This window comes from Stenotrophomonas sp. 62841_Sma (genome assembly GCF_056482945.1).
The window spans coordinates 995,360-1,020,116 of sequence record NZ_CM151224.1 but is presented as its reverse complement, the minus strand read 5'-3'; the positions used below and the strand labels follow the sequence as shown (position 1 = coordinate 1,020,116).

Annotated in this window: 23 protein-coding genes and 6 tRNA genes; 12 read left to right on the top strand and 17 right to left on the bottom strand. The window is 63.8% G+C overall.

Annotated elements, in window-relative coordinates; all coding sequences use genetic code 11:
* Window positions 1–115: 115 nt before the first annotated feature.
* Entirely contained in the window at window positions 116–1,009 is an 894-nt protein-coding gene (locus ACZK5G_RS04775; protein ID WP_478465445.1) for a hypothetical protein, read from the top strand.
* Entirely contained in the window at window positions 1,006–1,392 is a 387-nt protein-coding gene (locus ACZK5G_RS04770) for a hypothetical protein (protein WP_065722638.1), read from the top strand. Before ACZK5G_RS04775 ends, ACZK5G_RS04770 begins: the two co-directional genes overlap by 4 nt.
* Before the next feature lie 1,002 nt (window positions 1,393–2,394).
* On the opposite strand, the gene ACZK5G_RS04765 is transcribed toward ACZK5G_RS04770, so the two are convergent.
* Both ACZK5G_RS04765 and ACZK5G_RS04760 read right to left on the bottom strand, forming a co-directional pair.
* Window positions 2,395–3,807 carry a DUF6538 domain-containing protein gene (locus ACZK5G_RS04765; protein WP_478465443.1) on the bottom strand — a complete coding sequence of 471 codons (1,413 nt, stop codon included), beginning with the start codon at window positions 3,805–3,807 and terminating at the stop codon, window positions 2,395–2,397.
* Window positions 3,808–3,885: 78 nt separating this feature from the next.
* Window positions 3,886–3,976 (bottom strand) — tRNA-Ser (locus tag ACZK5G_RS04760).
* A gap of 164 nt (window positions 3,977–4,140) precedes the next feature.
* On the opposite strand from ACZK5G_RS04760, the gene ACZK5G_RS04755 reads away from it, so the two are divergent.
* Window positions 4,141–4,845 carry a PP2C family protein-serine/threonine phosphatase gene (locus ACZK5G_RS04755; RefSeq protein ID WP_032129328.1) on the top strand — a complete coding sequence of 235 codons (705 nt, stop codon included), beginning with the start codon at window positions 4,141–4,143 and terminating at the stop codon, window positions 4,843–4,845.
* 69 nt (window positions 4,846–4,914) lie between these two features.
* Here the strand turns inward: ACZK5G_RS04755 and dnaQ are convergent, their stop codons facing one another.
* From dnaQ to ACZK5G_RS04740, 3 genes are read right to left on the bottom strand one after another with little or no spacing between them, the layout of a single operon-like run.
* Window positions 4,915–5,646, bottom strand: a complete 732-nt coding sequence (dnaQ, locus tag ACZK5G_RS04750) for a DNA polymerase III subunit epsilon (protein WP_279913910.1) — start codon at window positions 5,644–5,646, stop codon at window positions 4,915–4,917.
* 4 nt (window positions 5,647–5,650) lie between these two features.
* Window positions 5,651–6,103 (bottom strand): ribonuclease HI, encoded by a 453-nt coding sequence (gene rnhA, locus ACZK5G_RS04745; protein ID WP_032129326.1) that lies wholly within the window; start codon window positions 6,101–6,103, stop codon window positions 5,651–5,653.
* A gap of 13 nt (window positions 6,104–6,116) precedes the next feature.
* Window positions 6,117–6,761 carry a methyltransferase domain-containing protein gene (locus tag ACZK5G_RS04740; protein WP_049400387.1) on the bottom strand — a complete coding sequence of 215 codons (645 nt, stop codon included), beginning with the start codon at window positions 6,759–6,761 and terminating at the stop codon, window positions 6,117–6,119.
* Window positions 6,762–6,772: 11 nt separating this feature from the next.
* On the opposite strand from ACZK5G_RS04740, the gene gloB reads away from it, so the two are divergent.
* Window positions 6,773–7,537 carry a hydroxyacylglutathione hydrolase gene (gloB, locus tag ACZK5G_RS04735; RefSeq protein ID WP_032129324.1) on the top strand — a complete coding sequence of 255 codons (765 nt, stop codon included), beginning with the start codon at window positions 6,773–6,775 and terminating at the stop codon, window positions 7,535–7,537.
* Window positions 7,534–8,733, top strand: coding sequence for a lytic transglycosylase domain-containing protein (locus ACZK5G_RS04730; RefSeq protein ID WP_121504046.1), 1,200 nt, complete (start codon window positions 7,534–7,536; stop codon window positions 8,731–8,733). Before gloB ends, ACZK5G_RS04730 begins: the two co-directional genes overlap by 4 nt.
* Window positions 8,734–8,901: 168 nt before the next feature.
* On the opposite strand, the gene ACZK5G_RS04725 is transcribed toward ACZK5G_RS04730, so the two are convergent.
* The 12 genes from ACZK5G_RS04725 to tig form a co-directional block, all read right to left on the bottom strand.
* Window positions 8,902–10,233 (bottom strand): IS4 family transposase, encoded by a 1,332-nt coding sequence (locus ACZK5G_RS04725; RefSeq protein ID WP_478464969.1) that lies wholly within the window; start codon window positions 10,231–10,233, stop codon window positions 8,902–8,904.
* 110 nt (window positions 10,234–10,343) lie between these two features.
* Window positions 10,344–12,299: a peptidyl-prolyl cis-trans isomerase gene (locus ACZK5G_RS04720; RefSeq protein ID WP_132809331.1), complete on the bottom strand. Its 1,956-nt coding sequence runs from the start codon at window positions 12,297–12,299 to the stop codon at window positions 10,344–10,346.
* Window positions 12,300–12,481: 182 nt separating this feature from the next.
* Window positions 12,482–12,558 (bottom strand) — tRNA-Asp (locus tag ACZK5G_RS04715).
* Between the two features lie 106 nt (window positions 12,559–12,664).
* A tRNA-Asp gene (locus ACZK5G_RS04710) sits at window positions 12,665–12,741 on the bottom strand.
* Between the two features lie 87 nt (window positions 12,742–12,828).
* Window positions 12,829–12,905: transfer RNA gene (locus tag ACZK5G_RS04705), tRNA-Asp, on the bottom strand.
* 84 nt (window positions 12,906–12,989) lie between these two features.
* A tRNA-Asp gene (locus ACZK5G_RS04700) sits at window positions 12,990–13,066 on the bottom strand.
* 26 nt (window positions 13,067–13,092) lie between these two features.
* Window positions 13,093–13,167 (bottom strand) — tRNA-Val (locus ACZK5G_RS04695).
* Between the two features lie 11 nt (window positions 13,168–13,178).
* Window positions 13,179–13,451 (bottom strand): HU family DNA-binding protein, encoded by a 273-nt coding sequence (locus ACZK5G_RS04690; protein WP_478465440.1) that lies wholly within the window; start codon window positions 13,449–13,451, stop codon window positions 13,179–13,181.
* Window positions 13,452–13,668: 217 nt separating this feature from the next.
* Entirely contained in the window at window positions 13,669–16,119 is a 2,451-nt protein-coding gene (gene lon, locus ACZK5G_RS04685; RefSeq protein WP_032129321.1) for an endopeptidase La, read from the bottom strand.
* 142 nt (window positions 16,120–16,261) lie between these two features.
* Entirely contained in the window at window positions 16,262–17,551 is a 1,290-nt protein-coding gene (gene clpX, locus ACZK5G_RS04680) for an ATP-dependent Clp protease ATP-binding subunit ClpX (protein WP_032129320.1), read from the bottom strand.
* 126 nt (window positions 17,552–17,677) lie between these two features.
* The gene (gene clpP, locus ACZK5G_RS04675) at window positions 17,678–18,304 is read right to left on the bottom strand and encodes an ATP-dependent Clp endopeptidase proteolytic subunit ClpP (RefSeq protein WP_004146318.1); all 627 of its coding nucleotides are present in this window, start codon (window positions 18,302–18,304) and stop codon (window positions 17,678–17,680) included.
* A 76-nt stretch (window positions 18,305–18,380) separates the two neighbouring features.
* Complete coding sequence (gene tig / locus ACZK5G_RS04670) at window positions 18,381–19,676, bottom strand: trigger factor (RefSeq protein WP_049400909.1); 1,296 nt, start codon at window positions 19,674–19,676, stop codon at window positions 18,381–18,383.
* 562 nt (window positions 19,677–20,238) lie between these two features.
* Between tig and ACZK5G_RS04665 the strand changes: the two genes are divergently transcribed.
* From ACZK5G_RS04665 to ACZK5G_RS04635, 7 genes are read left to right on the top strand one after another with little or no spacing between them, the layout of a single operon-like run.
* Window positions 20,239–22,674: a DNA-directed RNA polymerase gene (locus tag ACZK5G_RS04665; protein ID WP_005412423.1), complete on the top strand. Its 2,436-nt coding sequence runs from the start codon at window positions 20,239–20,241 to the stop codon at window positions 22,672–22,674.
* A 44-nt stretch (window positions 22,675–22,718) separates the two neighbouring features.
* Window positions 22,719–22,862 (top strand): hypothetical protein, encoded by a 144-nt coding sequence (locus tag ACZK5G_RS04660; protein WP_005412422.1) that lies wholly within the window; start codon window positions 22,719–22,721, stop codon window positions 22,860–22,862.
* On the top strand, window positions 22,855–23,139 hold the full coding sequence (locus tag ACZK5G_RS04655) for a hypothetical protein (protein WP_005412421.1): 285 nt from the start codon (window positions 22,855–22,857) through the stop codon (window positions 23,137–23,139). Before ACZK5G_RS04660 ends, ACZK5G_RS04655 begins: the two co-directional genes overlap by 8 nt.
* The gene (locus tag ACZK5G_RS04650) at window positions 23,139–23,297 is read left to right on the top strand and encodes a hypothetical protein (protein WP_154267700.1); all 159 of its coding nucleotides are present in this window, start codon (window positions 23,139–23,141) and stop codon (window positions 23,295–23,297) included. The genes ACZK5G_RS04655 and ACZK5G_RS04650 overlap by 1 nt, the downstream gene beginning before the upstream one ends.
* Complete coding sequence (locus ACZK5G_RS04645; protein WP_004154595.1) at window positions 23,297–23,962, top strand: hypothetical protein; 666 nt, start codon at window positions 23,297–23,299, stop codon at window positions 23,960–23,962. Before ACZK5G_RS04650 ends, ACZK5G_RS04645 begins: the two co-directional genes overlap by 1 nt.
* Window positions 23,946–24,383, top strand: a complete 438-nt coding sequence (locus ACZK5G_RS04640; RefSeq protein WP_157178715.1) for a RusA family crossover junction endodeoxyribonuclease — start codon at window positions 23,946–23,948, stop codon at window positions 24,381–24,383. The genes ACZK5G_RS04645 and ACZK5G_RS04640 overlap by 17 nt, the downstream gene beginning before the upstream one ends.
* Window positions 24,384–24,746, top strand: a complete 363-nt coding sequence (locus ACZK5G_RS04635; protein ID WP_004154593.1) for an N-acetylmuramoyl-L-alanine amidase — start codon at window positions 24,384–24,386, stop codon at window positions 24,744–24,746.
* Window positions 24,747–24,757 lie beyond the last annotated feature (11 nt).

Below are 24,757 nucleotides of genomic sequence, written 5' to 3'. Positions count from 1 at the left end.
CAAAACGCAGACACTCGCCTATCGGTCCGCTAGCAAGCCTTGTGCTTGACATTCAGCATCACTAAAGTGAACGCCCCCTTCACACTGGATGATGACTTTGGGACAAGGAATAAGGATGCGGGCCGTCTCACCATGGAACACGTTTCTGCTGGCTTTAGCGCTGGCACTGGCAACGACAGCGTGCAGAGACAGCACAGCCCCTTCTGAAGCCAAAGATGCAGCGCGCACGGCAAAGGCCACTGCCATCTCAGCCACAGAAATCGCGAACTCCAGCATGGCGGTAAGTGGGAACGCCCCCGCCGCCTATCAGAAGTACTACACCGCGCGGAACGTTCAACCGCTGATAGCAGACCTTGAATTCCTGTCCAGGAGCGGTGACGCGAACGCGAGTTTTGTACTCAGCCGCATCTATGACGACTGCGCCGTCATTCCTGATTGGGGCTCGCTCGCAGGACTGGATATCTCGCAAGAAAAGAAGATCGCAGTCGAGCGCAGCACCACGTGGTTCAAGACACGATGTGAGGGCATGCCCAAAGATGTAGTGAGTGACATTCGCAATGTGAAGCGCTACAAGGCACTGGCGGTGAAGCAGGGGAACCTCGCTGCGCAGATTGAGCAGGCGGCTCCTGGCCTCCACCTCCCGGATCAACATCTTTCTGTGAATGATCACAAGACGTTTGTCGAGGCCGTGCTCATGCAGGATGACGGCGAAGCCTACATGGCGCTTGCAGCAACCATGGGGGAAACAGCCTCCCGCCGCATCGAAGAAATGAAGCCATACAAGGTTGGCAATCCCGTCGAGGAGACTGCGTGGATGCTGGCGGGCTGTCGAAAAGGTGTGCCGTGCGACGCAAATTCGCCCATCGTCCAACGCATGTGCCGCGCTGGCGGGTGTGGTTACAACTCCCTTGAGGAGTTGTACAGCAATGAGGTACTTGCGCCCGAGCAAATGCAACAGGCCCGCGCACGGGCAGACGAGATCATTGCACTATCAAGGAAGATGAAATGAAAGCAAAGACGATGAGGAACCTGTTTCTAGTGTGCCTGCTGCTTCCGGGTGCGGCCTTGGCACTTAAAGGGACAAAGATCATTAACGGTGGAGACGCACTGTACAGAGATCTCCCCAATGTCAAGGAAGTCAACGTCACGGAGATGTCTGAGATCCGTCAGGCGGGAATGTACAATATGCTCGGCAAGTACCGCTTAGCAAACGGCCTGGGGTCGATTAAGGCAGGAGAAACCGTCACATTCATGTGGCCGGATGGCTCCATTGAAAAAGCCGTTGCCAACGACCCAAGATCCAGTGTTGGCGCTGTCATTATTGAGGGTTCGCAGATGACGAAGAAGCAAGTGTCCATCCGCTGCGGCTCATGCCACACCCAGTACCGTTAAGGCAGGCCACTGATATTTATCAGAAATAGAATAAGGAGGGACCCCCTCCTTATTCTTTACTTGAAGCATCAAACGACCAGGTGCAAGAGCAAGAATTCAACACCTTGACAAAACCGCAACTTCAACTAAATTTAATTTACGGCCCCAAGACCGGTAAACCTTGGGGCGAGTAAAGCAAAGCACATTTTGCAATACCCAAGCGTTCGCTCCTGTAGTTCAACTTAGCGAAACATTGCAGAAAGTCAAACCCTCTACTCGCCCGAATATCGACTGCCCGCAAGGCCTGCGGATACCGAACATACGTCCCGCCTTGTCGTGAGTGCGAAAGCACGTGCAGTAGCGCAAGGTCTAAGAATTGGAATTCTGAGTACACGGTCATAGGTATCGCCATTTTTGCTCCTGCGGGGGCCATGGCAACGCGCGCTAGACGATGCCAGTAGCGCGGTCTGAGAGAGGAGCACACCGCCTGTAGGTGTGTGGGGTAACCAGAGGCGCGCTGCTGTAATGCGGTGAATACCCCAAGGCGCGGTGGATTACACAGCCGCACTAGAACCCTGCAAATCCAGGGTGATCGTACCTCAGCACGCAAACTTTTTTGGGTTTGTCTAGGGGCACCTATACCCGCAGCGCGCCCGCAAAGCCAACGTTGAGCATAAGGCCGACAGGCCCGAAGCAAAGCGAAGGTGACACGGCGGCGCCAGCCCGCAGTGTCGGCGGTGGGGGAGCGCCGGAAGGCGCGGGGGAGGGGAACGCTCCCCTCCCCCGCTTGTCACGGCAGGCAGGCAAGCCAGCGCGGTTCAGCAACGAGGTACAGCGTGCATGCGGCCAGCCCGTAGGGGAGCGCTCGTCCCACGAGGGGGCTTCAAAGCCAACCCCCTTCCGACGACGCCCCCACACTTGGGGGGCTGTCGGGTCTTTGTGGAGTATTCACACGCGGGGACAGAGCCCCGCACGCATCCGCGCTTTAGTCAGGAGCAAACAGCGGCGCCAGCGCCGCAATATTCACCACCCGACATTGCCCCAACTCAACGCCGGAAAACACTGCGCGGACAGTACAGCAGGAGAAATTTTCTTGCTGTACACAGCGGAGTGGTCGTCATCAGTCTCCCGCCCACCCTCATGCCCAACGTAGGCAACGCGGTACTCCTTCCCCACCAACGCGTCTTGCATCCGCTGGATGACCGTCTTGCGGAAACTGTGCAAACCAATGCGCCCTTCCCCACGCGCGGAAATTTTCAGCGTGTCGCTCAGGAGATGGCTGAACGCCTTCTGCGGTCCGTTGGCCGGGCCGTTCTTTGCGTCAAACGTCAGATTGGGGAACAACTTGCTTTCGCCCTTCTCCCGCAAACGCTCGACAAGCACCCACAAGCCCAGTTCCAACAAGTCCGGATGAATTGGGATGATGCGCTCGCTTGCCTCCGTCTTAAGGCTCTTGTCCAGGCCTTCCGTCGTGATGTGGATACACTTGACGCCATCCACCACTTTGAAGTCCTCCAATTCCAACTGCGCGATCTCATTGCTGCGCGCCCCGGTGTACAACGCAATCAACGCCACCCAGCGCGACGACTGCCGCCGCATGGCCTTAAGCGCCGTAAAACCAAAAATCAACTTCAGTTGTGGCAGGTCGAAGGGCTGCCAGCCGGTCTTTTTGGATTGCAAGCGTTTGGCCTTCTTGCTGACTTTGATGTGGCCTCGGGCAATGTTGTCGCCCTTGGGGTAGTAGCCCGCCGCCATGGCCCAGTCAAAGAACAGCGACAGCCACCGCGTCTTGGTCTCAATGTAACTGTCCGCCAGCGGCTTACCGGTTCGCTCGGCGGGCGTCTGTTTGAGGTGGATAACCCACTCAGCGCAATCAGTCTTAGACAGGTCACCCAGCGCCACGCGCGCGGGGGAGCGCTTGCGCGTGGAATTCTTCCACGCCACAAACGCCTGCACAGCCTCACGTTTCTGATCTGAGGTCTTCCGCGCCCCGCCGGTCAACGTCTTTTCCCACTTGCCCACCGCCATTTCCAGGGCAATGCGCTGGTTGGGAGCCAGAGGCGCCCCGCCGACAGCGGTCACGCCATTGGCGTTCAACAGACGGACGGCCTCGACGGCGGCTGCGTTGTCCTGCGCCGATCCGTCCGTTTTGACCGTATAGCCGTGAGGACCAGCGACGACTTCAAAGTCGGCCCGCCCCTTCTGCGCGCTGCGCAGCAATTCGTCCACGCTCTTTGCCATATCGCCCCCTTGTACAGCCACAGCATAGCGGGAGGCGAGCACAAGGGCTTGCAGATGCGCCACACGGGCGTCGCGCGTTCCGAGCGAGCGCTTCACCACCTTCAGGCCCAACGGGCCTTGGAAGCGTTTAGGGATCTTCCAGCGGAAGTGATATACGCCAGTGGATGAAACAACGAGATAGTTTGGCAATCGCATGAGTGTCCAAGCGAGTGCCCAAGAGCCCCAAAACAGAAACGCCCGCAAGTCATTGACTGGCAGGCGCTTCGTTCAATCTGGCGGAGAGGGGGGGATTCGAACCCCCGAGGCGCTATAAACGCCTGCCTGATTTCGAGTCAGGTACATTCAACCACTCTGCCACCTCTCCGGGTGGTCCCCGGCGGACCGGGGACGCGCATCATACGAGGAAGTGAGGCCGACGACAAGTCATTCCGGCCAACGAAGTGAAAATTTCCTGAGCGCACGCCTTGCCGGATGCGCGCAGCCACCCGATGATGCCTGTCTCCCCAGCAACACCCCGCCCCAGCGCCCATGATCGAATTCGGACACCTCACCCACCCCGGCATGCGCCGCGAGCTCAACGAGGACACCTACTACGGTGACAGCGAGCTGGCCCTGTGGCTGGTGGCCGATGGCATGGGCGGGCACGCCTGCGGTGAAGTGGCCAGCGCGCTGGCGCGCGAGACCATCGTGCGCGAGATCCGCCGCGGCGCGCCGCTGGCGCAGGCCATCCGCACCGCCGACGAAGAGATCATCCGTGCCTCGCGCCGGCGCAACGACACGTTGCCGATGGGCACCACCGTGGTCGCCGCACGGGTACAGGGCAACCGCTATGAAGTGGCGTGGGTCGGCGACAGCCGTGCCTACCTGTGGCGCGACGGACAGCTGGCCCAGCTCAGCCAGGACCACAGCGTGGTGCAGGAGCTGGTCGCGCAGGGCAACCTGACCGCCGAACAGGCGCGTGCGCATCCGCACCGCAACGTGGTCACCCAGGCGCTGGGCGTGACCGATCCGGCGCATCTGAACGTGGCCACCACCAGCGGCGAACTGCGTCCGGGCATGCAGCTGCTGCTGTGCAGTGACGGCCTGACCGAAGAAGTGGACGACCGCAGCATTGCGCGCACCCTCGCCTTCGAGGATGCCAGCGCACAGGAATGCGTGGACACGCTGGTTGCCGCCGCGCTCGACGGCGGCGGCCGCGACAACATCAGCGTGATCCTGGTGCGCTGCCACTAACCGGTAGATCCACGCCATGCGTGGATGCGGCGCTGCCGGCCTGTGGCCGGCACTACCCCATCCCAGGCATTACGCGCTGGCGGGCTCTTCCACCTTCGGGCCATCCCACAGCGCGTGGCCAGCCTTCTTGCGCAGCCGCTCCAGGCGCGCGGCATGCGCTTCCAGCTCCGACGGCGTGGCCACCACGCGCGGGCGCGGCAGCAGCTTGCTGGTATCGAAGGCCTGCAGCGCCGCACCGGCACCACCACCATCGTCATCGCCCAGACCGAAGCCGATTTCTTCCTGGCCCGAAGTCAACGCGATATAGACGTCGCCCAGGATCTGCGCATCGAGCAGGCCGCCGTGCAGCGCACGGTGCGAGTTGTCCACGCCCAGCCGCTTGCACAGCGCATCCAGCGAGTTGCGCTGGCCCGGGAAGCGCTCACGCGCCATCACCAGGGTATCGATCACGGCGCAGCGGTCGGTGATCTTCCCGTACTGCGGCCCCAGCAGCGACAACTCGTTGTCGAGGAAGCCGAGGTCGAACGCCGCGTTGTGGATGATCAGCTCGGCGCCATCGATGAAGGCCAGGAACTCGTCGGCGATCTGCGCGAAGTCCGGCTTGTCATCGAGGAACTCCAGGGTCAGGCCGGTGACTTCCTGCGCGCCCTGTTCGAACTCGCAGTCCGGCTTGATGTACTGGTGATAGTTGTTGCCGGTCGGGCGGCGCTTGAACAGCTCCACGCAGCCGATTTCGACGATGCGGTTGCCCTTCTTCCACTCCAGGCCGGTGGTTTCGGTATCGAGGATGATCTGACGCATGGGCTCAGTTTACCGGGCTGGCGTCGCGGATCTGGATCGCCGCGTTGCGGGCCAGCGTATCCACCCGCTCATTGTCCGGGTCGCCGGAGTGACCCTTCACCCAGCGCCAGTCGATCTGATGCCGCAGCGTGGCCGCCTGCAGGCGCTCCCACAGCTCGCGGTTCTTTACCGGATCGCCGCCAGCCGTCTTCCAGTTCTTGCGGATCCAGCCCGGCATCCACTGGGTCAGACCCTGCCGCACATACTGAGAATCGGTATAGAGCACGATGTTGCACGGCTCGGTCAGCGACTCCAGCCCGGAAATGGCCGCCATCAGCTCCATCCTGTTGTTGGTGGTGTGCGCCTCGCCACCGCTCAGTTCGCGCTCGTGGCCCTTGTAGCGCAGCAGCGCAGCCCAACCGCCGGGGCCGGGATTGCCAAGGCAGGAACCGTCGGTGTGGATTTCGATGGTTTTCAATACAACTCCAGAATCAGGTAGCTACGGTGCCGTGCCAGCGCACCGGCAGCGGTTTCGGCCCAGGCAGGGCCAGCGTACGTTTTTCCGCATGGAACAGGCAGGCCGCGCGCAGCGGTGCCCAACCTCCGGGACGACGGCTGCCCGCACCGCGCCAGAGCGGGCCCAGGTAACGCATATCGTCGCATTCCAGCCCATGACGGCCGAGCAGCAGGCGGATCCGCTGCGGCGTGCGCACCACCAGCCCATGCTGGCGCCAGCGCGTGCGATACGGACTGAACGGATTGAGGCTGCTCAGCCACAGATGGCCGCCCGGCATCAGTACGCGCTCGCACTCGTCGAGCAGCCGGTCGGCGTCGGCCGCAGTGACATGCTGCAGCACGATCGCATTGACACTCTCATTGGCCAGCGGCAGCGGCAGCGCACAACGGGTGTCGCCGGCATAGCCCTGCCCCTGCCGGAACAGGCGCAGACCGCGTCCGCCCAGCTGTGCATCGTCCAGCCAGGCCGCACTTGGTGCGATCCACAACCAGGGCTGCGCCGGCAGCACCGACAGCTGCGGCAGCAGCAATTGCCGCTCCAGCACACGCAAGGCCTCCGCCGGTTCGCTGTCGAACCACGGGGTCTGGCTCGCTTGACGGGTGCTCTGCAGCGCGGGCATGGTCCAATTCTATGCGACTGACTGCCCTGCCCGCATTTGCGGATAACTACATCTGGACGCTGATCGACAACGAGGGCGCTGCCGTGGTCGTCGACCCCGGCGATGCCGCGCCAGTGCTCGCACTGGCCGATCAGGGCCTGCGCGTGGACACGATCCTGCTCACCCATCACCACGACGACCACATCGGTGGCGTGCCGGCATTGCAGGCGCGTTTCCCCGGCGTGCGGGTCATCGCGCCGGTCGAGGAACGCATTCCCACGGCCACCGAGCGGGTCGGCGAAGGTGAACGCGTTCAGGCACTGGGCCGGACGTTCCACGTACTATCCGTGCCCGGGCATACCCGCAGCCACATCGCGTTTCACACTGCTGAACATCTTTTCAGCGGAGATTCGTTGTTCAGCCTGGGCTGTGGACGCCTGTTCGAAGGTACGCCGTCCCAGCTGCTGGCGTCGATGCGCAAGCTGGGTGCCCTGCCCGCGCAACTGCTGCTTTGTTGCGCTCATGAGTACACCGTGTCAAATGCCGTCTTCGCGCGGCATGTCGACCCCGCCAACGCTGCCTTGTGGCAGCGCCAAGAGGAGGCTTTGGCCATGCGCCGCGATGACCGTTCCACCCTGCCGGTAACCCTGGCCAACGAATTCGACTGCAATCCCTTCCTGCGTGTGCACGCTGCACCGATCCGTGCGTCGGTGTCGGCACACCTGGGCCGTGACGTCGTGGACGACGTCGACGTGATGGCCGGTCTCCGGCACTGGAAAGACGGCTTCCGCGCATGATGCGCCGAAGTCTGCCGCTGGCCCTGGGCCTTGCCCTGGGGCTGGCCGGAACCGCGGGCGCACAGTCGCTGGGCGCCGGCATCAGCCAGAACCTGACCGCCGCTGCGGCGCTGCCGCTGGATCCGTCCGCGCTGCCTGCGCCCTCGGTGCGCAATGGCCAGGAGATCTTCACCAGCTTCCGAGACGGCTTGGCCGAGCCCAGCTGCGATGCCGAGGCTACCAGCCCGCGCTGGCAGAAGCAGTTCGCCCACGCCCCCTCGCGCCTGGCCAACCAGGATGACGATGCGCTGGTGCTGTTCGGCTATGTGGTCGAAGAGCTGCGCAAGGCGAACCTGCCCACCGAATTCGCGCTGATCCCATTCGTGGAAAGCGGCTATCGGCCCAATGCCCGCAACGGCAGCGGCCCGACCGGCCTGTGGCAGTTCATCGCCACCACGGCGCGCAACCACCGCGTACCCATGGCCAACGGCTACGACGGCCGCCTGTCGGCGGTTGATTCCACCCAGGCCGCGGTGCGCTACCTGAAGACTCTGCACGGCATGTTCGGCGGCGACTGGCGCCTGGCCACCATGGCCTACAACGCCGGCGAGTACCGGGTACTGCAGTCCATGCGCAAGGCCGGCATGAACGCGCAGAATGCCAAGCCGGCAGCCCTGCCGGGGCTGTCGCCGGTTACCCATGCCTATGTCGAGAAGCTGCATGCCCTGGCCTGCGTGCTGGAAGACGTGGAGGACCAGCCTCGCGTGATGGCCTCGCTGGACCGCACCGTGCCGGTGTTGAAGGACCACACCCTGCCGGCCGGCACCAGCGTCCAGCAGTGGGCCGCACAGCGCGCCCTGGACCCCGCCAGGATCGCCCGCCTCAACCCGGCCCTGGCCGCCGGCAACCGCGCCTCCGGAACCACCCGGGTCCTGGCCCCGGTCTCGGCCGCCAATGCGACGGTGACGGAAGCCGCCACCACGCAGGTGGCCAGCACCGCACCGGTTGCCACGACCACGCCGACGCCGCAGGTGGCCAAGACCGTGGCCGCGATCGCCGACCGCCCGCGCAGCCGCCGCCACACCGTGCGTGATGGCGAGTCGGCCTGGACCATCGCCCGCCGCTACGGCATGCCGGTAAAGGCCCTGCTGTCGCTGAACGGCCTGAGTGGCAGCAGCGTGCTGAAGCCTGGCGCAGTGCTGCGCGTCGAGGACTGACGCGCTCCAACCCCGCTGTATCTGCTCTTTGTAGAGTCGAGCGATGCTCGACTGCATCTGCACGACTCTACAAAAGGCGGTCGAGCAAGCTCGACCACTACCAAAGCTCAAGCGCGCCACAGACGACGCGAAGGCACAAAAAAAGGCCCGACATTGCCGTAATGCTGTTCACTTAAGCGGTGCAGCCTTGCGATCGACGGGATAACGGGTTTTGGAGATCTTCACCGTCCTCGGCGTTGTTGGCCGGGGACGGTGCTCCAGGAAGAGGCTGGCGACGCCGGATCGCAGCTGGGATAAACGCCTTCCGGTAGCCGAAGCGGGTTGTGCCGCCGCCATCACGATCAGCTGCGCGGCGATGTAGTGGCAGGCAGGTTTGAAACGTATCTCCGAGGGTGCGCGCCCGTAGGCAACCGCTGCCTGGCTGGCCTCCCGGCGGATGATGTTGTACGCCAAAAGCAGGCCCCAGACTTCCTGATACACCAGCTCGACGGTCTTGCTGCGCAGGGTGATGGCATTCCGCTGCATTGAGCTTTTAAGGTCCCTGAAACCAAGCTCGATTTCCCAGCGCTCCTGATAGAGCTCGGCTACGGCCTTTGTGCTGTACGTCTCTGCCGGTAGCGAGGTCAGCACCGTTTTCAGCTTGCCCTGATGCTCATAGCTCACTTCGCGCACCCGCCAGTGCGTGGGCAGCGCAGGATTTTTCTTCCGCGCCTGCGCAGAGACGCGCATTTCCAGCAACCGATCATGCGCGTTGTAACGCTCCACTTGCTCAGATGCCAGATGGCTACGCGAGGGCATGAGCCAGTGCCGCTGATTGCCAGTGCGCGCCAACCCCAACAGCAGATCCGCACCCCAGAAACCCTTGTCCAACAAGGTAATTGAGCGATCTGGAATCTTCTCGACGAAGTCCTGGGCCAAGCGCATTTCGCCGCGACGATAAGGGCTGAGCCGAGCGTCGAGCATGATGTGCGAGCGCACGTTCATCAGCGCTACCAGCCGCATCAGCGGATAAGGCGTCTGGCGTTCGGTGCCGGTATTGCCAGAGCCAAAATGCGCGCGCAGTTCCGGTGTATCTGCGGTGCGCAACAGAGCACCATCAACGGCCAGAACCTGCAGACCCTGCCAGTCATCGCCGGGGTAGCGCTCGGCTCCCCAATGCTGGCCGCATCTGCGGAAAAGATCCTCCACTGGATCAGCGCCAAGCCGCGCGCGAGCGTGGCTGATGCCGCTGCGTGCAGGCAGATCCAGCGACGCAAGGCCTTGGGCACAGATGTTCAGCCGCCTGGCCACCTCATGCACCGGCTCGTCGCGGAACAGGGCCATACCCAGCACCAGCCAAAGCACCTGATCGCTGGGCAGTCTGCGTCTGCGGATTGTGGCCTGCGACGAGAGCTCCAGCGCGCTGGACACCCACTCCACCGGAATGTTCTGGGTGAAGGTGCTCAGGTCGGAGAAATTGAACAGTTCACCAAGGTCGAGCAATTGCTGTTGGACGCCCACAAAAAATCCGATGCCAGGAAACTGGCATCGGATTCTGAGTTGCCCGGCTGCTTAAGTGAACAGCATTACGACATTGCCGGGCCTTCTTCGATCCTGCCCCGCCGCGAGGCTTACAGGTTCTCTTCGGTGGTCTGGATCACGAACTTCCTGCGCATCGCCTCGACGTAGGCCTTGGCTGCGGCCATGCCGTCGATCTGGCTCAGCTGATCCTTGAGCTGCTTCTGCTGCTCGGCGGTCACTTCCTTGATGTCGCCCGGGTTGACCTTGTTCACTGCGAACAGCAGCGCGTGGCCGTTGACGTCGACCTTGCCGTAGCTCGGCTTGCCTTCCGCCGGCACCGGCGCACTGAAGATCGCGCGGTTGATTTCCGGGGTCGGCACCGGCTGGCTGCGCGGCAGGCCCGGCATCGGGCTCACCTGCAGCTTCTCGCTGGCGGCCAGCGACTGCAGGGTGGCACCGGCCTTCAGCTTGGCCAGCACGGCGTCGGCGGCCTTGTCGCTGGCCTGGCGCTGGCGGTCGGCGCGGATCGCGGCGATCACCTGTTCACGCGCCTTGTCCAGCGGCGTTGCCTGTTCCGGGGTATGCGCGGCAACGCGGATGACCACGCTGTGGTTGGTGGCACCACCCAGGGCGATCGGGTCGCTGGCAGTACCATCCTGCACCAGCACTTCGGAGAAGGCCGCACGCAGCACGGCCGGATCGGTGGCGATGCCACTGGCGGTTGCGCGGGTGATCGGGCCCAGGGTCTGCAGCGGCAGGTTCACTTCCTTGGCCGCAGCAGCCAGATCACTCGGGCTCTTGTTGATCGCATCGACCAGGTGGCCGGCCAGCTCGTTGAAGCCGCGCTCGCCGTCGGCCTTCAGCTGCTCGGCGGCCAGCGTGTCACGCACTTCCTCGAACGACTTGCCTTCGCCGCCACGCACCGCGGCGACCTTGATGACGTGGTAGCCGAAGTCGGTCTTGACCGGGCCGATCACGTCACCCGCCTTGGCGGCGAACAGGGCGTCTTCGAACGGCTTGACCATCGCGCCACGCTCGACCCAGCCCAGATCACCGCCCTGGTCCTTCGAACCCGGGTCTTCCGAATTGGCCTTGGCCAGTGCAGCGAAGTCGGCACCCGCCGCCTTGGCTTCGGTGGCGATCTTGTTCGCCTTGGCTTCGGCACCGTCACCGGTGATCAGGATGTGCGCGGCCTGGCGCTGTTCCGGCGAAGTGAACTTCGCCTTCTCGTCCTCATAGCGCTTGCGCAGGGTCGCTTCGTCGGCCGCGGTCGGTGCCGGCAGGTTGGCGCCATTGATCTCGACGTATTCCAGCGACACGCTTTCGGCCTGGCGGAAATCCTTGCCGTGGCTGTCGTACCACTGCTTGATCTGCTCATCGGTGACCGGCGCGGTATCGGCCGGAACCTCCGGCAGCGCGGCCAGTTCGACGTCGCGGGTCTCACCCAGCAGCTTCAGCAGGCGCTCGGTCTCGGCCTGGGTGACGAAGCCCGAATTCTGCAGGCCCGACGGGATCACCGACTGCTGCAGGCTCTCGCGCACCAGCTCCTGGAACTGCGTGGGGGTACGCGGCGGATTGCCACCGGCCAAGGCCAGGCGGTAGTTGTTCTCGTTGAACTTGCCGTTCGAATCGAGGAAGGCCGGGATGGTGGCGATGTACTCGCGCACCGCGCCATCGCCGATCACAACACCGGCCTGCTCGCCCACCAGGCGCACGACCTGCTCGTCGATCAGCTGATCGAGCACGGCCATCTTGTTTTCAGTGCTTTCGAACGCGCGCGGGTCGAAGTTCTCGCCCTGCTGCTGGCGCTCACGCATGCGCTCCTGCTCGAAGCGGGTGCGGAAATCCTGCGCGCTGATCTCGTGGTGCTGCCACAGCATGCGCACCGGCCACCACGACGGTGCCGAACGCCACCAGGTCGGAGGCGCGGAAACCTTGGCCACGTTCTGTGCGCCAACGCCACCCAGGTAGCTGTTGTCGATCACGAACAGGAACGGAATCATCAGCAGCCCCAGGATCACGGTGACGATCCAGCCTGAGGTCTTGTCGCGGAGTTTCTGCAGCATGGTGAGGAATCACAAGGCCTGATTGGCGAGCCCGGCAGTGTAACCCGCTTCGTCGCAGGGACCAAAAGCAGCGCCGGCGCGGCCTGCGCCGATCTCCGCGGACCTGTGCCGTCAGCACCTCGGCAGGCCTGCCGCAGGGCACAAAGAAAAAGCCCCCGGCTTGCGCCGAGGGCTTTTAAAGTTGGCGGAGCGGACGGGACTCGAACCCGCGACCTCCGGCGTGACAGGCCAGCATTCTAACCAGCTGAACTACCGCTCCGCGCTGAAACTTTGCAGGCGCCCAGTATATCCGAAGACTCCCTGGAAACCCAGCCCGATGAACACTTTTTTCAAAGTTTTTTCACAGGGACTTAAGAATTCTGCAATGGCGGAGCGGACGGGACTCGAACCCGCGACCTCCGGCGTGACAGGCCAGCATTCTAACCAGCTGAACTACCGCTCCGTTCTTGCAAAAACCTTTTCGCCTTCCTTCCGAACCTGTCGGTGAGAAGACAAGGCCCCCAGCTTTAGGCCGGGGGCCTCGATGTAGTGGCGGAGCGGACGGGACTCGAACCCGCGACCTCCGGCGTGACAGGCCAGCATTCTAACCAGCTGAACTACCGCTCCGCATTGTTGCTATTTTTGTTTTTCCACCGGCCTGGACCGGGGAGAAAACAAAGCCTCCAGCTTTTGGCCGGAGGCCTCGTTGAATGGCGGAGCGGACGGGACTCGAACCCGCGACCTCCGGCGTGACAGGCCAGCATTCTAACCAGCTGAACTACCGCTCCACACTCAAACTTTTACCGCGGTGCTGTGGTGGGTGCTGAGGGTTTCGAACCCCCGACCCTCTCCGTGTAAAGGAGACGCTCTACCGCTGAGCTAAGCACCCCAGCGAGCCGCTTAGTTTACAGCATCCTTCAGGGCCTTACCAGCCTTGAACGACGGATTCTTCGAAGCAGCGATCTTGATGGTGTCGCCGGTCTTCGGGTTGCGGCCGGTGCGGGCAGCACGGTCGCGGACCTGGAAGGTACCGAAGCCAACCAGGGTGACCGGATCGCCGTCCTTCAGCGCCTTGGTGACGGCAGCAACGACGGCATCGACAGCGCGGCTGGACTCGGCCTTGGTCAGGTCGGCAGCTTCAGCAACGGCATCGATCAATTCGGTCTTGTTCATTCTCTACAACTCCTTTGGCGGTGGGTTCCGCTTATTCGACAGGGAAGCAACCGCACGCCTTCTGCATGCGGCCGCCATGTGGAAACGGTTCGCCGATTCAGTCATCGCTGACAGCGATCACTCATTCGCGAGTGCTGCTTTTATACCAGTGGCCCTACCCCCACGCAAGCTGGAAAGCCAGCAACGACGCGGGTTTCGGGCCATCGGACAGCGCGCGTCAATGCTTGACGCGCGCGCTTCCACTCGGTTTGGCCTTGCTGCGCACCGTGACACGCTGCGCACTCTTGCGCGCCTTCTTCGGTGCCAGCGGGCGCTCCAGCGCCAGGTCCAGGACTTCTTCGATGTACTTCACCGGCACGATCTCCAGATCGCGGGTGACGTTGGCCGGAATATCTGCAAGGTCCTTGCGGTTCTCTTCCGGAATGATGACCGTGCGGATACCACCGCGCAGTGCGGCCAGCAGTTTCTCCTTCAAGCCACCGATGGCGGTGACACGACCACGCAGGGTGATCTCACCGGTCATCGCCACGTCGGCACGCACCGGCACCTTGGTCAGCATCGACACCAGCGAGGTGACCATTGCCGCACCGGCACTCGGTCCGTCCTTCGGCGTGGCACCATCGGGCACGTGCAGGTGCACGTCGTGCTTCTGCAGGAAGTCGCTGTCGATGCCAAAGCCCACGGCGCGCGAACGCACCACCGACAACGCCGCCGACGCCGATTCCTTCATCACGTTGCCGAGCTGGCCGGTCAGGATCAGCTGGCCCTTGCCCGGCACCAGCGTCGATTCGATCTGCAGCAGATCGCCACCGACTTCGGTCCACGCCAGGCCGGTGACCAGGCCGATCTCGTTCTCTTCCTCGGCGCGGCCGAAATCGAAGCGACGCACACCCAGGTACTTGTCCAGGTTCTTGCTGGACACGCTCACCAGCGCCTTGGACTTCTTCGCGCCCTTCTTCGCCTTCACCGGCTGCGGGCCGGCCAGCGCGATCTCCTTCACCACCTTGCGGCAGATCTTGGCGATCTCGCGTTCCAGGTTGCGCACGCCCGATTCGCGCGTGTAGTAGCGCACGATGTCCTGGATCGCATCGCTGCCGATCTCCAGCTCTTCCGGCTGCAGGCCGTTGGCCTTGATCTGCTTCGGCACCAGGTAGCGGGTGGCGATGTTGAGCTTCTCGTCCTCGGTGTAGCCGGGGATGCGGATCACTTCCATGCGGTCCAGCAGCGGGCCGGGAATATTGAGTGAGTTCGAGGTGGCCACGAACATCACTTCGGACAGGTCCAGGTCCACTTCCAGGTAGTGGTCGTTGAACGCGTTGTTCTGCTCCGGGTCGAGCACTTCCAGCAGCGCCGACGACGGATCGCCACGGAAGTCCATCGACATCTTGTCGATCTCGTCGAGCACGAACAGCGGGTTCTTGCTGCCGACCTTGTTGAGGTTCTGCACGATGCGGCCCGGCATCGAACCAACGTAGGTACGACGGTGGCCACGGATCTCGGCTTCATCGCGAACGCCGCCCAGCGACATGCGCACGAACTTGCGGTTGGTAGCCTTGGCGATGGACTGGCCGAGCGAGGTCTTGCCCACGCCCGGCGGCCCGACCAGGCACAGGATCGGGCCCTTCATCTGCTTCACGCGCGACTGCACCGCCAGGTATTCAAGGATGCGCTCCTTGACCTTCTCCAGGCCGTAGTGGTCGGCGTCGAGGGTGTCCTGCGCGGCCTTCAGGTCCTTGCGCACCTTGCTGCGCTTCTTCCACGGCACGCCCAGCAACCACTCCAGGTAGTTGCGCACGACCGCCGCTTCGGCCGACATCGGCGACATCTGCTTGAGCTTGTTCAGTTCATTGCGTGCCTTGGCTTCAACCGCCTTCGGCATGCCGGCTTCGGCGATCTTGCGGGCCAGCTCTTCCAGCTCGCCCGGTGCATCGTCCAGGTCACCCAGTTCCTTCTGGATGGCCTTCATCTGCTCGTTGAGGTAGTACTCGCGCTGGCTCTTTTCCATCTGCGACTTCACGCGGCCGCGGATGCGCTTTTCCATCTGCTGCACGTCGATCTCGCCATCGACCAGGCCGACCAGCATCTCCAGGCGGTCACCGACGGCCAGCGTTTCCAGCAGGCGCTGCTTGTCGGCCAGGCGCACGCTGATGTGCGCGGCGATGGTGTCGGCCAGGCGGGCCGGCTCATCGATGCCCGACAACGTCTGCAGCAGCTCCGGCGGCAGCTTGCGATTGGTCTTCACGTACTGCTCGAACAGCGACATCAGCGAGCGGGCGATCGCCTCCACCTCGCGTGCTTCGCGCTCGTCGGTGGCGTCGATCTCCACGGCCTGGCCGTGCAGCGAGCCGTTACGCTCATCGACGTGGGTGACCTGCACGCGCGACAGGCCTTCGACCAGCACCTTGATGGTGCCGTCGGGCAGCTTCAGCAGCTGCAGCACCTGCGCCAGCGTACCGACCTGGTAGAGGTCGGCCGCATGCGGGTCGTCGGTCTCGGCCGACTTCTGCGCCAGCAGCAGGATGCGCTTGTCCGACTCCATTGCCTGTTCGAGCGCGTGCATGGACTTGTCACGGCCGACGAACAGCGGGATGACCATGTGCGGGAACACCACTACGTCGCGCAGCGGCAGGACCGGCAGGTCGAGGGTTTCACTTGGGGAACGGGCCATGGGGGCTCCAGGGAAGGGGAAAACCGCCTCCGGGAGGGCATCTTCCGGAGACAAAAAAAGCCGATGGCCCCGTTATGGGGCCATCGGCTTTCAGATGCAAGGCATTCCTTGAAAATCCTTTCCAATCAACAACCTGGAAGGATCACTCGGCGCCTGCGGCCTTCTGTTCAGGGGCCGCCGGGGTCTGGTAGATCAGGTACGGCTCGGACTTGTGCTCGATCACCGACTCGTCCACCACCACCTTGCTTACGTTTTCCTGCGACGGCAGGTCGTACATGGTGTCCAACAGGACCGATTCGACGATGGTGCGCAGGCCACGGGCGCCGGTCTTGCGCTTGAGCGCCTTCCTGGCGATGGCCGACAACGCGTCCGGACGGAACTCCAGCTCGACGTTCTCCATCTCGAACAGCTTCTTGAACTGCTTGGTGATGGCGTTCTTCGGCTCGGTCAGGATCCTGATCAGGGCCGGCTCGTCCAGCTCCTCCAGGGTCGCCACCACCGGCAGGCGGCCGACGAACTCGGGGATCAGGCCGAACTTGATCAGGTCTTCCGGCTCGACTTCGGCCAGCACCTTGCCCACTTCCTGCTTGCGCTCGCTGCTCTTCACCTTGGCGCCGAAGCCGATGCTGCCGACGTCGGTGGAACGGGCCTGGATCACCTTGTCCAGCCCGGCGAACGCGCCGCCGCAGATGAACAGGATGTTCTTGGTGTCCACCTGCAGGAATTCCTGCTGCGGGTGCTTGCGGCCGCCCTGCGGCGGAACGCTGGCCACGGTGCCTTCGATCAGCTTCAGCAGGGCCTGCTGCACGCCTTCGCCGGACACATCGCGGGTGATCGACGGGTTCTCGCTCTTGCGCGAGATCTTGTCGATTTCATCGATGTAGACGATGCCCTGCTGCGCCTTCTCGACGTCGTAGTCGCACTTCTGCAGCAGCTTCTGGATGATGTTCTCCACGTCCTCGCCCACGTAACCGGCTTCGGTCAGCGTGGTGGCGTCGGCCATGGTGAACGGCACGTTGAGCAGGCGGGCCAGGGTCTCGGCCAGCAGCGTCTTGCCCGAACCGGTCGGACCGACCAGCAGGATGTTCGACTTCGCCAGTTCGACGTCGTCGTTCTTCTGCCGGCTCTCGATGCGCTTGTAGTGGTTGTACACGGCCACGGCCAGCGTGCGCTTGGCGCGGTTCTGGCCGATCACGTACTGGTCGAGGACCTCGAGGATCTCGCGCGGCTTGGGCAGCGAACTGCGCGCCGACTGCGCCTTTTCCTCAAGCTCCTCACGGATGATGTCGTTGCACAGCTCCACGCACTCATCGCAGATGAATACGCTCGGACCCGCAATCAGCTTGCGCACTTCATGCTGGCTCTTGCCGCAGAAAGAGCAGTAGAGGATCTTGCCGGTGTCCGTGGAACGACCTTGGCGGTCTTCGCTCATGCTTCGCTTACCCAGTTACCCCACCCGCTGAACGGGGGTTCGATTCGAGAATAGCACAGGGCCGAGGGGACACCAGTCCCGCCCGACCCTGCAGGAACGGGGCCTCCATGGCCCCGTGATGGCCGGTCAGCCGGCCTGGATCGACTCGTCCGGACGACGCTCCAGGACCTGGTCGACCAGACCATAGGCCTGCGCCTCGAAGGCGCTCTTGAAGTTGTCGCGCTCGGTGTCGCGGGCGATCGTCTCCAGCGACTGGCCGGTGTGCTTGGCCAGCACCTCGTTCAGGCGCGAACGCAGGGTCAGGATCTCACGCGCGTGGATGTCGATGTCGGTGGCCTGGCCCTGGTAGCCACCCAGCGGCTGGTGGATCATCACGCGCGAGTTCGGCAGCGCATAGCGCTTGCCAGCTTCGCCCGCGGCCAGCAGCAGGGCGCCCATCGAGGCGGCCTGGCCGATGCAGGTGGTGCTCACATTCGGCTTGATGTACTGCATGGTGTCGTAGATCGCCATGCCGGCGGTGACCACGCCACCCGGCGAGTTGATGTAGATGTTGATGTCCTTTTCCGGGTTCTCCGACTCCAGGAACAGCAACTGCGCCACCACCACGTTGGCCATGTGATCGTCGATCGGGCCCACGAGGAAGATCAGGCGCTCCTTCAACAGGCGCGAATAGATGTCGTAGGCACGCTCGCCGCGGCTGGTCTGCTCGACCACCATCGGAACCAGGTTCAGGGCTTTGGTTCGGTTGTCCATTACGTGAGGTACCTATCTTGGGGGGCAACAACCCCGCGCCGGCAAAGGCGCGGGGCATCCGGTGATCCGCCCGGGCTTACTGGCGGATCGCGTCCTGGAACGACAGCTTCTCTTCGGTGTGCTGGGCACGTTCGGCGATCCAGTCGATCACCTGCTCTTCCATCACACGGTTCTGCAGGCCAGACATCAGCTGGGGGTCGTTGCGGTACATCTCAATGACCTGTTCCGGCTCTTCGTAGGTCGAAGCGATCAGGCGCATCGTTTCGTTCAGGCGCTTGGCTTCCAGGCGCAGGTCGTTGATGCGGGCCACTTCACCGACCAGCAGGCCGACCAGCACGCGCTTGGCGGCCGCTTCCTTGAAGCCTTCGTGGGCATCGGCCGGGATCTCGCCGACGTTCTGGCCGTTGCGGCGGATCTGCTCGACCTGCTGGGCCAGCATGGCGCGGGCTTCGTTCTCGACCAGGCGCGGCGGCATTTCCACCGACGAATAGGCGGCGATCAGCTGCTCGCCCACTTCGCGGCGCAGGCGGTTCATCAGGGCACCCTTCAGCTCGCGCTCCAGGTTGGCGCGGATGTCGCTGCGGAACTGCTCGACGTCGCCGCCCTTCACGCCGAAGCTCTTGATGAAGGCTTCGTCGACCGCCGGCACGACCGGCTCGGACACTTCGGCAACCTTGACGGTGACCTGCACGGTCTTGCCTGCCAGCACCGGCACGCGCCAGTCAGCCGGGAACTCGACGTCCAGGGTCTTTTCTTCGCCCTTGGCCAGGCCGACCAGGCCCTTTTCGATGGTGTCGAACATCATGCCCTGGCCGAGCACGATCGAACCCTTCTCGGTGCCCTCGGCCGGCAGGCGCTCTTCGCCGGCCTGCGACCAGGTTTCCACCGCGACCAGGTCACCGTCCTGCGCGCCACGGCTGACCGGGGCCCAGGTACGACGCTGGTTCTGCAGGTTCTCGATCATCTGGTCGATGTCGGCGTCGGTGATCTCGGCGCTGTGGCGCACGACGGTCAGCTTGCTGACGTCGATGTCGCCGAAGTCCGGCACCACTTCCACGGTGGCCACGAAGGAGAATTCACCCTCGTCGCCCTTGTCGATGCGCGGGCTGCCGACGATGCGCAGGTCGTGCTCACGCACGGCGGCATCGAAGGTTTCGCGCAGCAGGCCGTCCAGCGCCTCGCCACGGACCTGCGCGCCGAAGCGCTGCTCGATCACCTTGGCCGGCACCTTGCCCGGACGGAAACCCTTGATGCGGGTGGTACGGGCGATTTCGCCCAGGCGGCCGACGATGTGGCTCTGCAGACGCTCTTCCGGCAGCGAGAAGCTCAGGCGGCGTTCCAGGTTGCCGGTGGATTCGATCGAAGCTTGCATGTTGACTCCTGCCACCGGTGGCCCACGCCCCCGGCTCGATGATTGGGATGAAACGGTTGTAAGGACACGACGTCTGGGACGCGCCTGCTTGCCGCAGCCCTTTAGTTTCGCCCAATTCGGCCTGCACTGCCAGCGCGTGCCGGTCAAGGGGGCGCAGATGGCCCGATCAGGGCGGGGACAGGCCGGCACTGGTGCGAAAGGGGGGACTCGAACCCCCACGCCTTGCGGCACTGGAACCTAAATCCCGAAGCCCCTGCCGATTAGTGCTGACCACTCAACTACTTACAGCGTTCCAGTCTATCAGGTGACGCTTCGGGTGACATATAGGTGACGCCGGGTGCCGCGACAGGTGACACCAGGTGACGCCGAATAAAGTGGTCATCTTCGGCGGACCTCCTCCTAGGACAACCATTCAGAACTACTCATTGCTGTTCACCACCGAGGACTACTACAGTTCCACATAGGTCCACCCAGGACCAACAACCGAACCACTCAGGACCGTACCGGGCAGCCCCCGGTGCGGTCCTCCCGTTTTGACTTTTGCATCCCCCGAGGGCAAACGATGACGACTTGGCAAGAGAACGACCTGCACGCCGCCCAGCTCGAACTGGAGAAGGAAAGCACCAGCCTGGGCATTGCCCGCTACGAGAAGATCAGGGAGCAGCGCCAGGAGGCCGAGACCGGCCCCGGCCGCAAGCTGGTCATGGAGAGCATCGACGCCACCGCCGCCGCGATCATGGCGTTCGTGGCCGAAGCCGACACCGGCAAGCCGGGCAAGCGCCACGCCGCCCTCAAATTCATCCGCCACCTGAACCCCCACGCCCTCGCCTATCTGACCAGCTTCACCTGCGTCAACGCGCTGGTCGCCGATCACCGCAAGGCGGTGTCCGTGGCGATCACCCTGGGCCACGAGGTCGCCAACGAGATCAACTTCTCCCTGCTCCGCGAGAAGCACCCCGGCCTGTACCGGGTCGTCCAGGAGCAGCTCAAGAAGTCCACCTCGGCCCGGCACTCCACCGCCGTCATGCGGCACGTCATCGCCGACGCCGAGTTCGCCCCCGAGGACGACAAGCGCCTCTACCTGTCCGACAAGGACGCGCTGCTGGTGGGCATGAAGCTCATCGAGCTGTTCGTCGAGGCGACCGGGCTGGTCGAGCTGGTCACCGTCGCCGAGCGCGGCAAGCGCCACCTGCTCATCGCCGGGAATCAGAAGGTGCTCGACTGGCTGACCAAGGCCCACGACAGCGCCGCCCTGTACCAGCCGGTGCTGATGCCGATGGTCGTCCCGCCCCGTCCGTGGACCACGCCCCGCGACGGCGGCTACCTGACCGACATCGGCGGCCGGGCTGACCTCGTGCGTACCCGCAACCGCGCCTACAAGCGCGAGCTGGCGCTGGTCGATATGCCCAACGTCTACCAGGCCCTCAACGCCATCCAGGCAACCGCCTGGAAGGTGAACGTGCCCGTCCTAGAGGTCATGCGCGAGCTGTGGAACGCAGGCGGCGGTGTCGCCGGGCTGCCGGAGCGTGAACTGATGGACCTGCCGAGCCGCCCTGCCCTGCTGGAGACCGACCCGGACTACTTCAAGGAGCACCACGCCGACGAGTTCAAGGAATGGAAGCGCGACCGCGCCAAGGTCTACGAGGCCAACGCGCGCAGCGTGTCCACCCGCCTCGCCGCCGCGCAGAAGATCGCCTTGGCGGAGAAGTTCGCCGAGTACCCCGCGATCTACTTCCCTCACAACCTCGACTTCCGCGGCCGGTGCTACCCCCTGCCCCCGACGCTGACCCCGCAGGGTGATGATGCGGCCAAGGGCCTGCTGACGTTCGCCCAAGGCGTGCCGCTCGGCGAGGACGGTGCCTACTGGCTCGCCATCCACGTCGCCAACTGCTTCGGCGTGGACAAGGTGTCGTTCGAGGAGCGCGTGGCCTGGGTGCGCGAGCACGAGGAGCAGATTCTCGACAGCGCCCTCGATCCGCTGGACGGCCAACGCTTCTGGATGGACGCCGACAGCCCGTTCTGCGCGCTGGCAGCGTGCTTCGAGTGGCTCGGCTACAGCCTCAACGGCCGCGATCACGTCTCCCATCTGCCCATCGCGCTCGACGGCTCCTGTAACGGCCTCCAGAACTTCTCGGCCATGCTCCGCGACTCCGTGGGCGGTGCAGCCACCAACCTGATCCCGCAGCCGAAGCCCGCCGACATCTATTCGCGCGTGAAAGACGTGGCCCAGGAGAAGCTGCGCGCCCGTGCCGAGAGCGGCGACCCGCTGGCGATCAAGCTGGACGGCCAGCTCACCCGCGACATCGTGAAGCAGCCGGTGATGACGCTGCCCTACGGCGTCACGAAGTCGGGCATGCGCGCCCAGGTGCTCTCCAAGTTCAAGAAGCTGGGCATGGAGGACGATTGGGAGACCGCCGAGTACCTGGCGACCCTGCTGTGGGAGTGCATCGGCGAGGTCGTGATCGCAGCCCGCGCGGCGATGGACTGGCTGCGTGACGCCTCCAAGGTCGCCTCGTCGGCCGACCTGCCGGTGAGCTGGACGACCCCCGCTGGCTTCCCGGTCCTCCAGGAGTACCGCGAGGAGGAAGGCGTCCGCATCCGGCCGCACGTCGGAGGCCGCGAGGTGAATTTAGTGGTCAACATCGGCGGTACTAAGCTCGACCGTCGCAGGCAGACCCTCGGGATCAGTCCGAACTTCGTCCACTCCTGCGACGCCAGCCACATGATGCTGACCACCTGCCTCGCGGCAGAGAACGGCATCGAGTCGTTCGCCATGATCCACGACTCCTACGGTACGCACGCGGGCCAGGCAGCAATCCTCGCCGCCGCACTCCGGCAGGCGTTCGTCGATCAATACAGCGGCGACGTACTGGCCGACTTCCGACAGCAACTCGTCGAGCAGCTCCCGCCAGAAGCGGCAGAGAAACTCCCACCCCTCCCGCCGCATGGCGACCTGGACCTCAGCCTGGTGCTGGAGTCGCGCTATTTCTTTGCCTAGTCCATCCCCCTTTGGCAATTGATACCCCAAGCGAGAACATCAGCATGAGCATCAACTACCAGCACGCACTGAACACCTACGTTGCCCAGGACCACTTCGGTGTGGTCCTCGGCATCTACAACCCGGCCGAACACGGCACGGTCGAGGAGTTCAAGCACCGCATGACGGAGCTGCACGCAGGTGCGTGATCGCGTCATCGACGGACTGCACTCACGTTCTGCCGAGAGCGCCGCACGCGGCGCTTTCGTAGTGATCGACAGCGTGCAGTCCCTCGGCCACCCGGCCGATCAGGTGATCGGCTTGGCGTGCGCCTTCAAGAACTTCTGCGAAGTGCTCGGCCTCGATCCGATGGAAGTGCTGCGGGTCGTCTCGCGCATGGAGCAGGACTGCCGCTACCGGCAGGTCAACACCCTCAACGCCGTGCGCCGCTACGCGGAGCGCGAGCTGAAACCGCACTACCCGTGATGCGTGACCCGATCACCGACGCCTTCATCGACGAGGCGCTCATCGGCTTCGACATCGACGAAGCCTTCGGCATTTCCGCCGACACCCCGTTGACCGCCGCCGCTGACCTGTGGCGCGCGGGCATCTATCTCCCGACCAACTACGAGACCGACAACTGATGGCAACCAAGAAGCGCGAACGATTCGTCTCCCCCAAGGGCACCGCCGTGTGGCCGCGCCTGAACGAACCGGACACCAAGTTCAAGCCGGAAGGCGAATACACCGTGAGCCTGGCGTTCGACCCGAACGACAAGGACTTCAAGGCGCTGGCGAAGAAGCTGGAAACCCGGCGCGACGAGCTGTTCCAGGAGTTCCTGAGCGAGAACCCGAAGAAGAAGAAGGGTGCCGAAGTGGCCCCGGTGTTCACCGAAGAAACCGACGAGAACGGCGATGACACCGGCCGCGTGCTGGTGAAGTTCAAGATGAAGGCCAGCGGCGTCAGCAAGCGCACCGGCAAGAAGTTCACCATGCGCCCGGACATCTTCGACGCCCGCGGCAAGAAGATCGACAACCCGCCGCAGATCGGCGGCGGCAGCGAACTCAAGGTCTCCTACGAGATCGGCGGCTCGTTCGTCGAATCGGCCAAGAAGTTCTACCTGACCTGCTACATGGTCGCCGTCCAGGTGATCGAGCTGGTCGAGTTCGGCCAGCGCAACGCCAAGGACTACGGCTTCGGCGAGGAGGACGGCTACGAGGCCGCCGACAGCGCGCCGTTCAGCGACAGCGATGACGACTCGGACGACGACAGCGACTCCGACGACGAGGGCGATGACGGCGACTACTGATCCGCTGTCGGTCATCGTGAACACCGCGAGGGGGGCCAAGCATTTGGCCTCCCTCACGTTCCCGTTTGACCCGGTGCCCGCCTCGCGCCCGAAGGTTTCGCGCTGGGGCGTCTACTACGGCAAGACCTACAAGACCTGGAAGGAAGCCGCAGAGAAGCATCTGCCAGCCGGTGATCTGGACCTGTCGCCGACCGATCCGGTTTTAGTGGTCATCATCGCGGTATGCAAACGCGCCAAGACCTCGAAGGCCGCGTTTCCCAAGGGCGACGTGGACAACCTCGCCAAGGGGCCGATGGACGTTGTGACCAAAGCCACCGGCTATTGGGCCGACGACAAGCAAGTCATGTGGCTGCTCTCCGGTAAGCGCTGGGCGCAGCCGGACGAAGAACCACGCACCGAAGTCCACCTCTACAAACTCTAAGTGCGCCTCAAACCTCTGGAATCGGTAGAGGCGCTGTTCGTCCTCGCCAGCATGACCCGCCCCGAGCAGGTCACGACCGGCGAAGAACTCGCACGCCTGCACCGCTCGCAGGGCTACTCGAAGATCGCCGTCCACTTCGTCATCGAACGTGACGGCTCGATCTACGACGGTCGCCCGCTGAATCAGCCCGGCGCTCTCGCCGGTAAGCACAACCAATCCGCATACCAAGTCTGCCTCCTGGGCGGCGTCAACGACGCCATGCAGCCCGAGGACAACTTCACCGAAGCCCAACACGCCGCGCTGCGACGCCTGCTCGCCGCCTACGGCAAGCCCGTCGTGTGGGCACCTGACTTCCCTCGATAGGAGAACCCAAC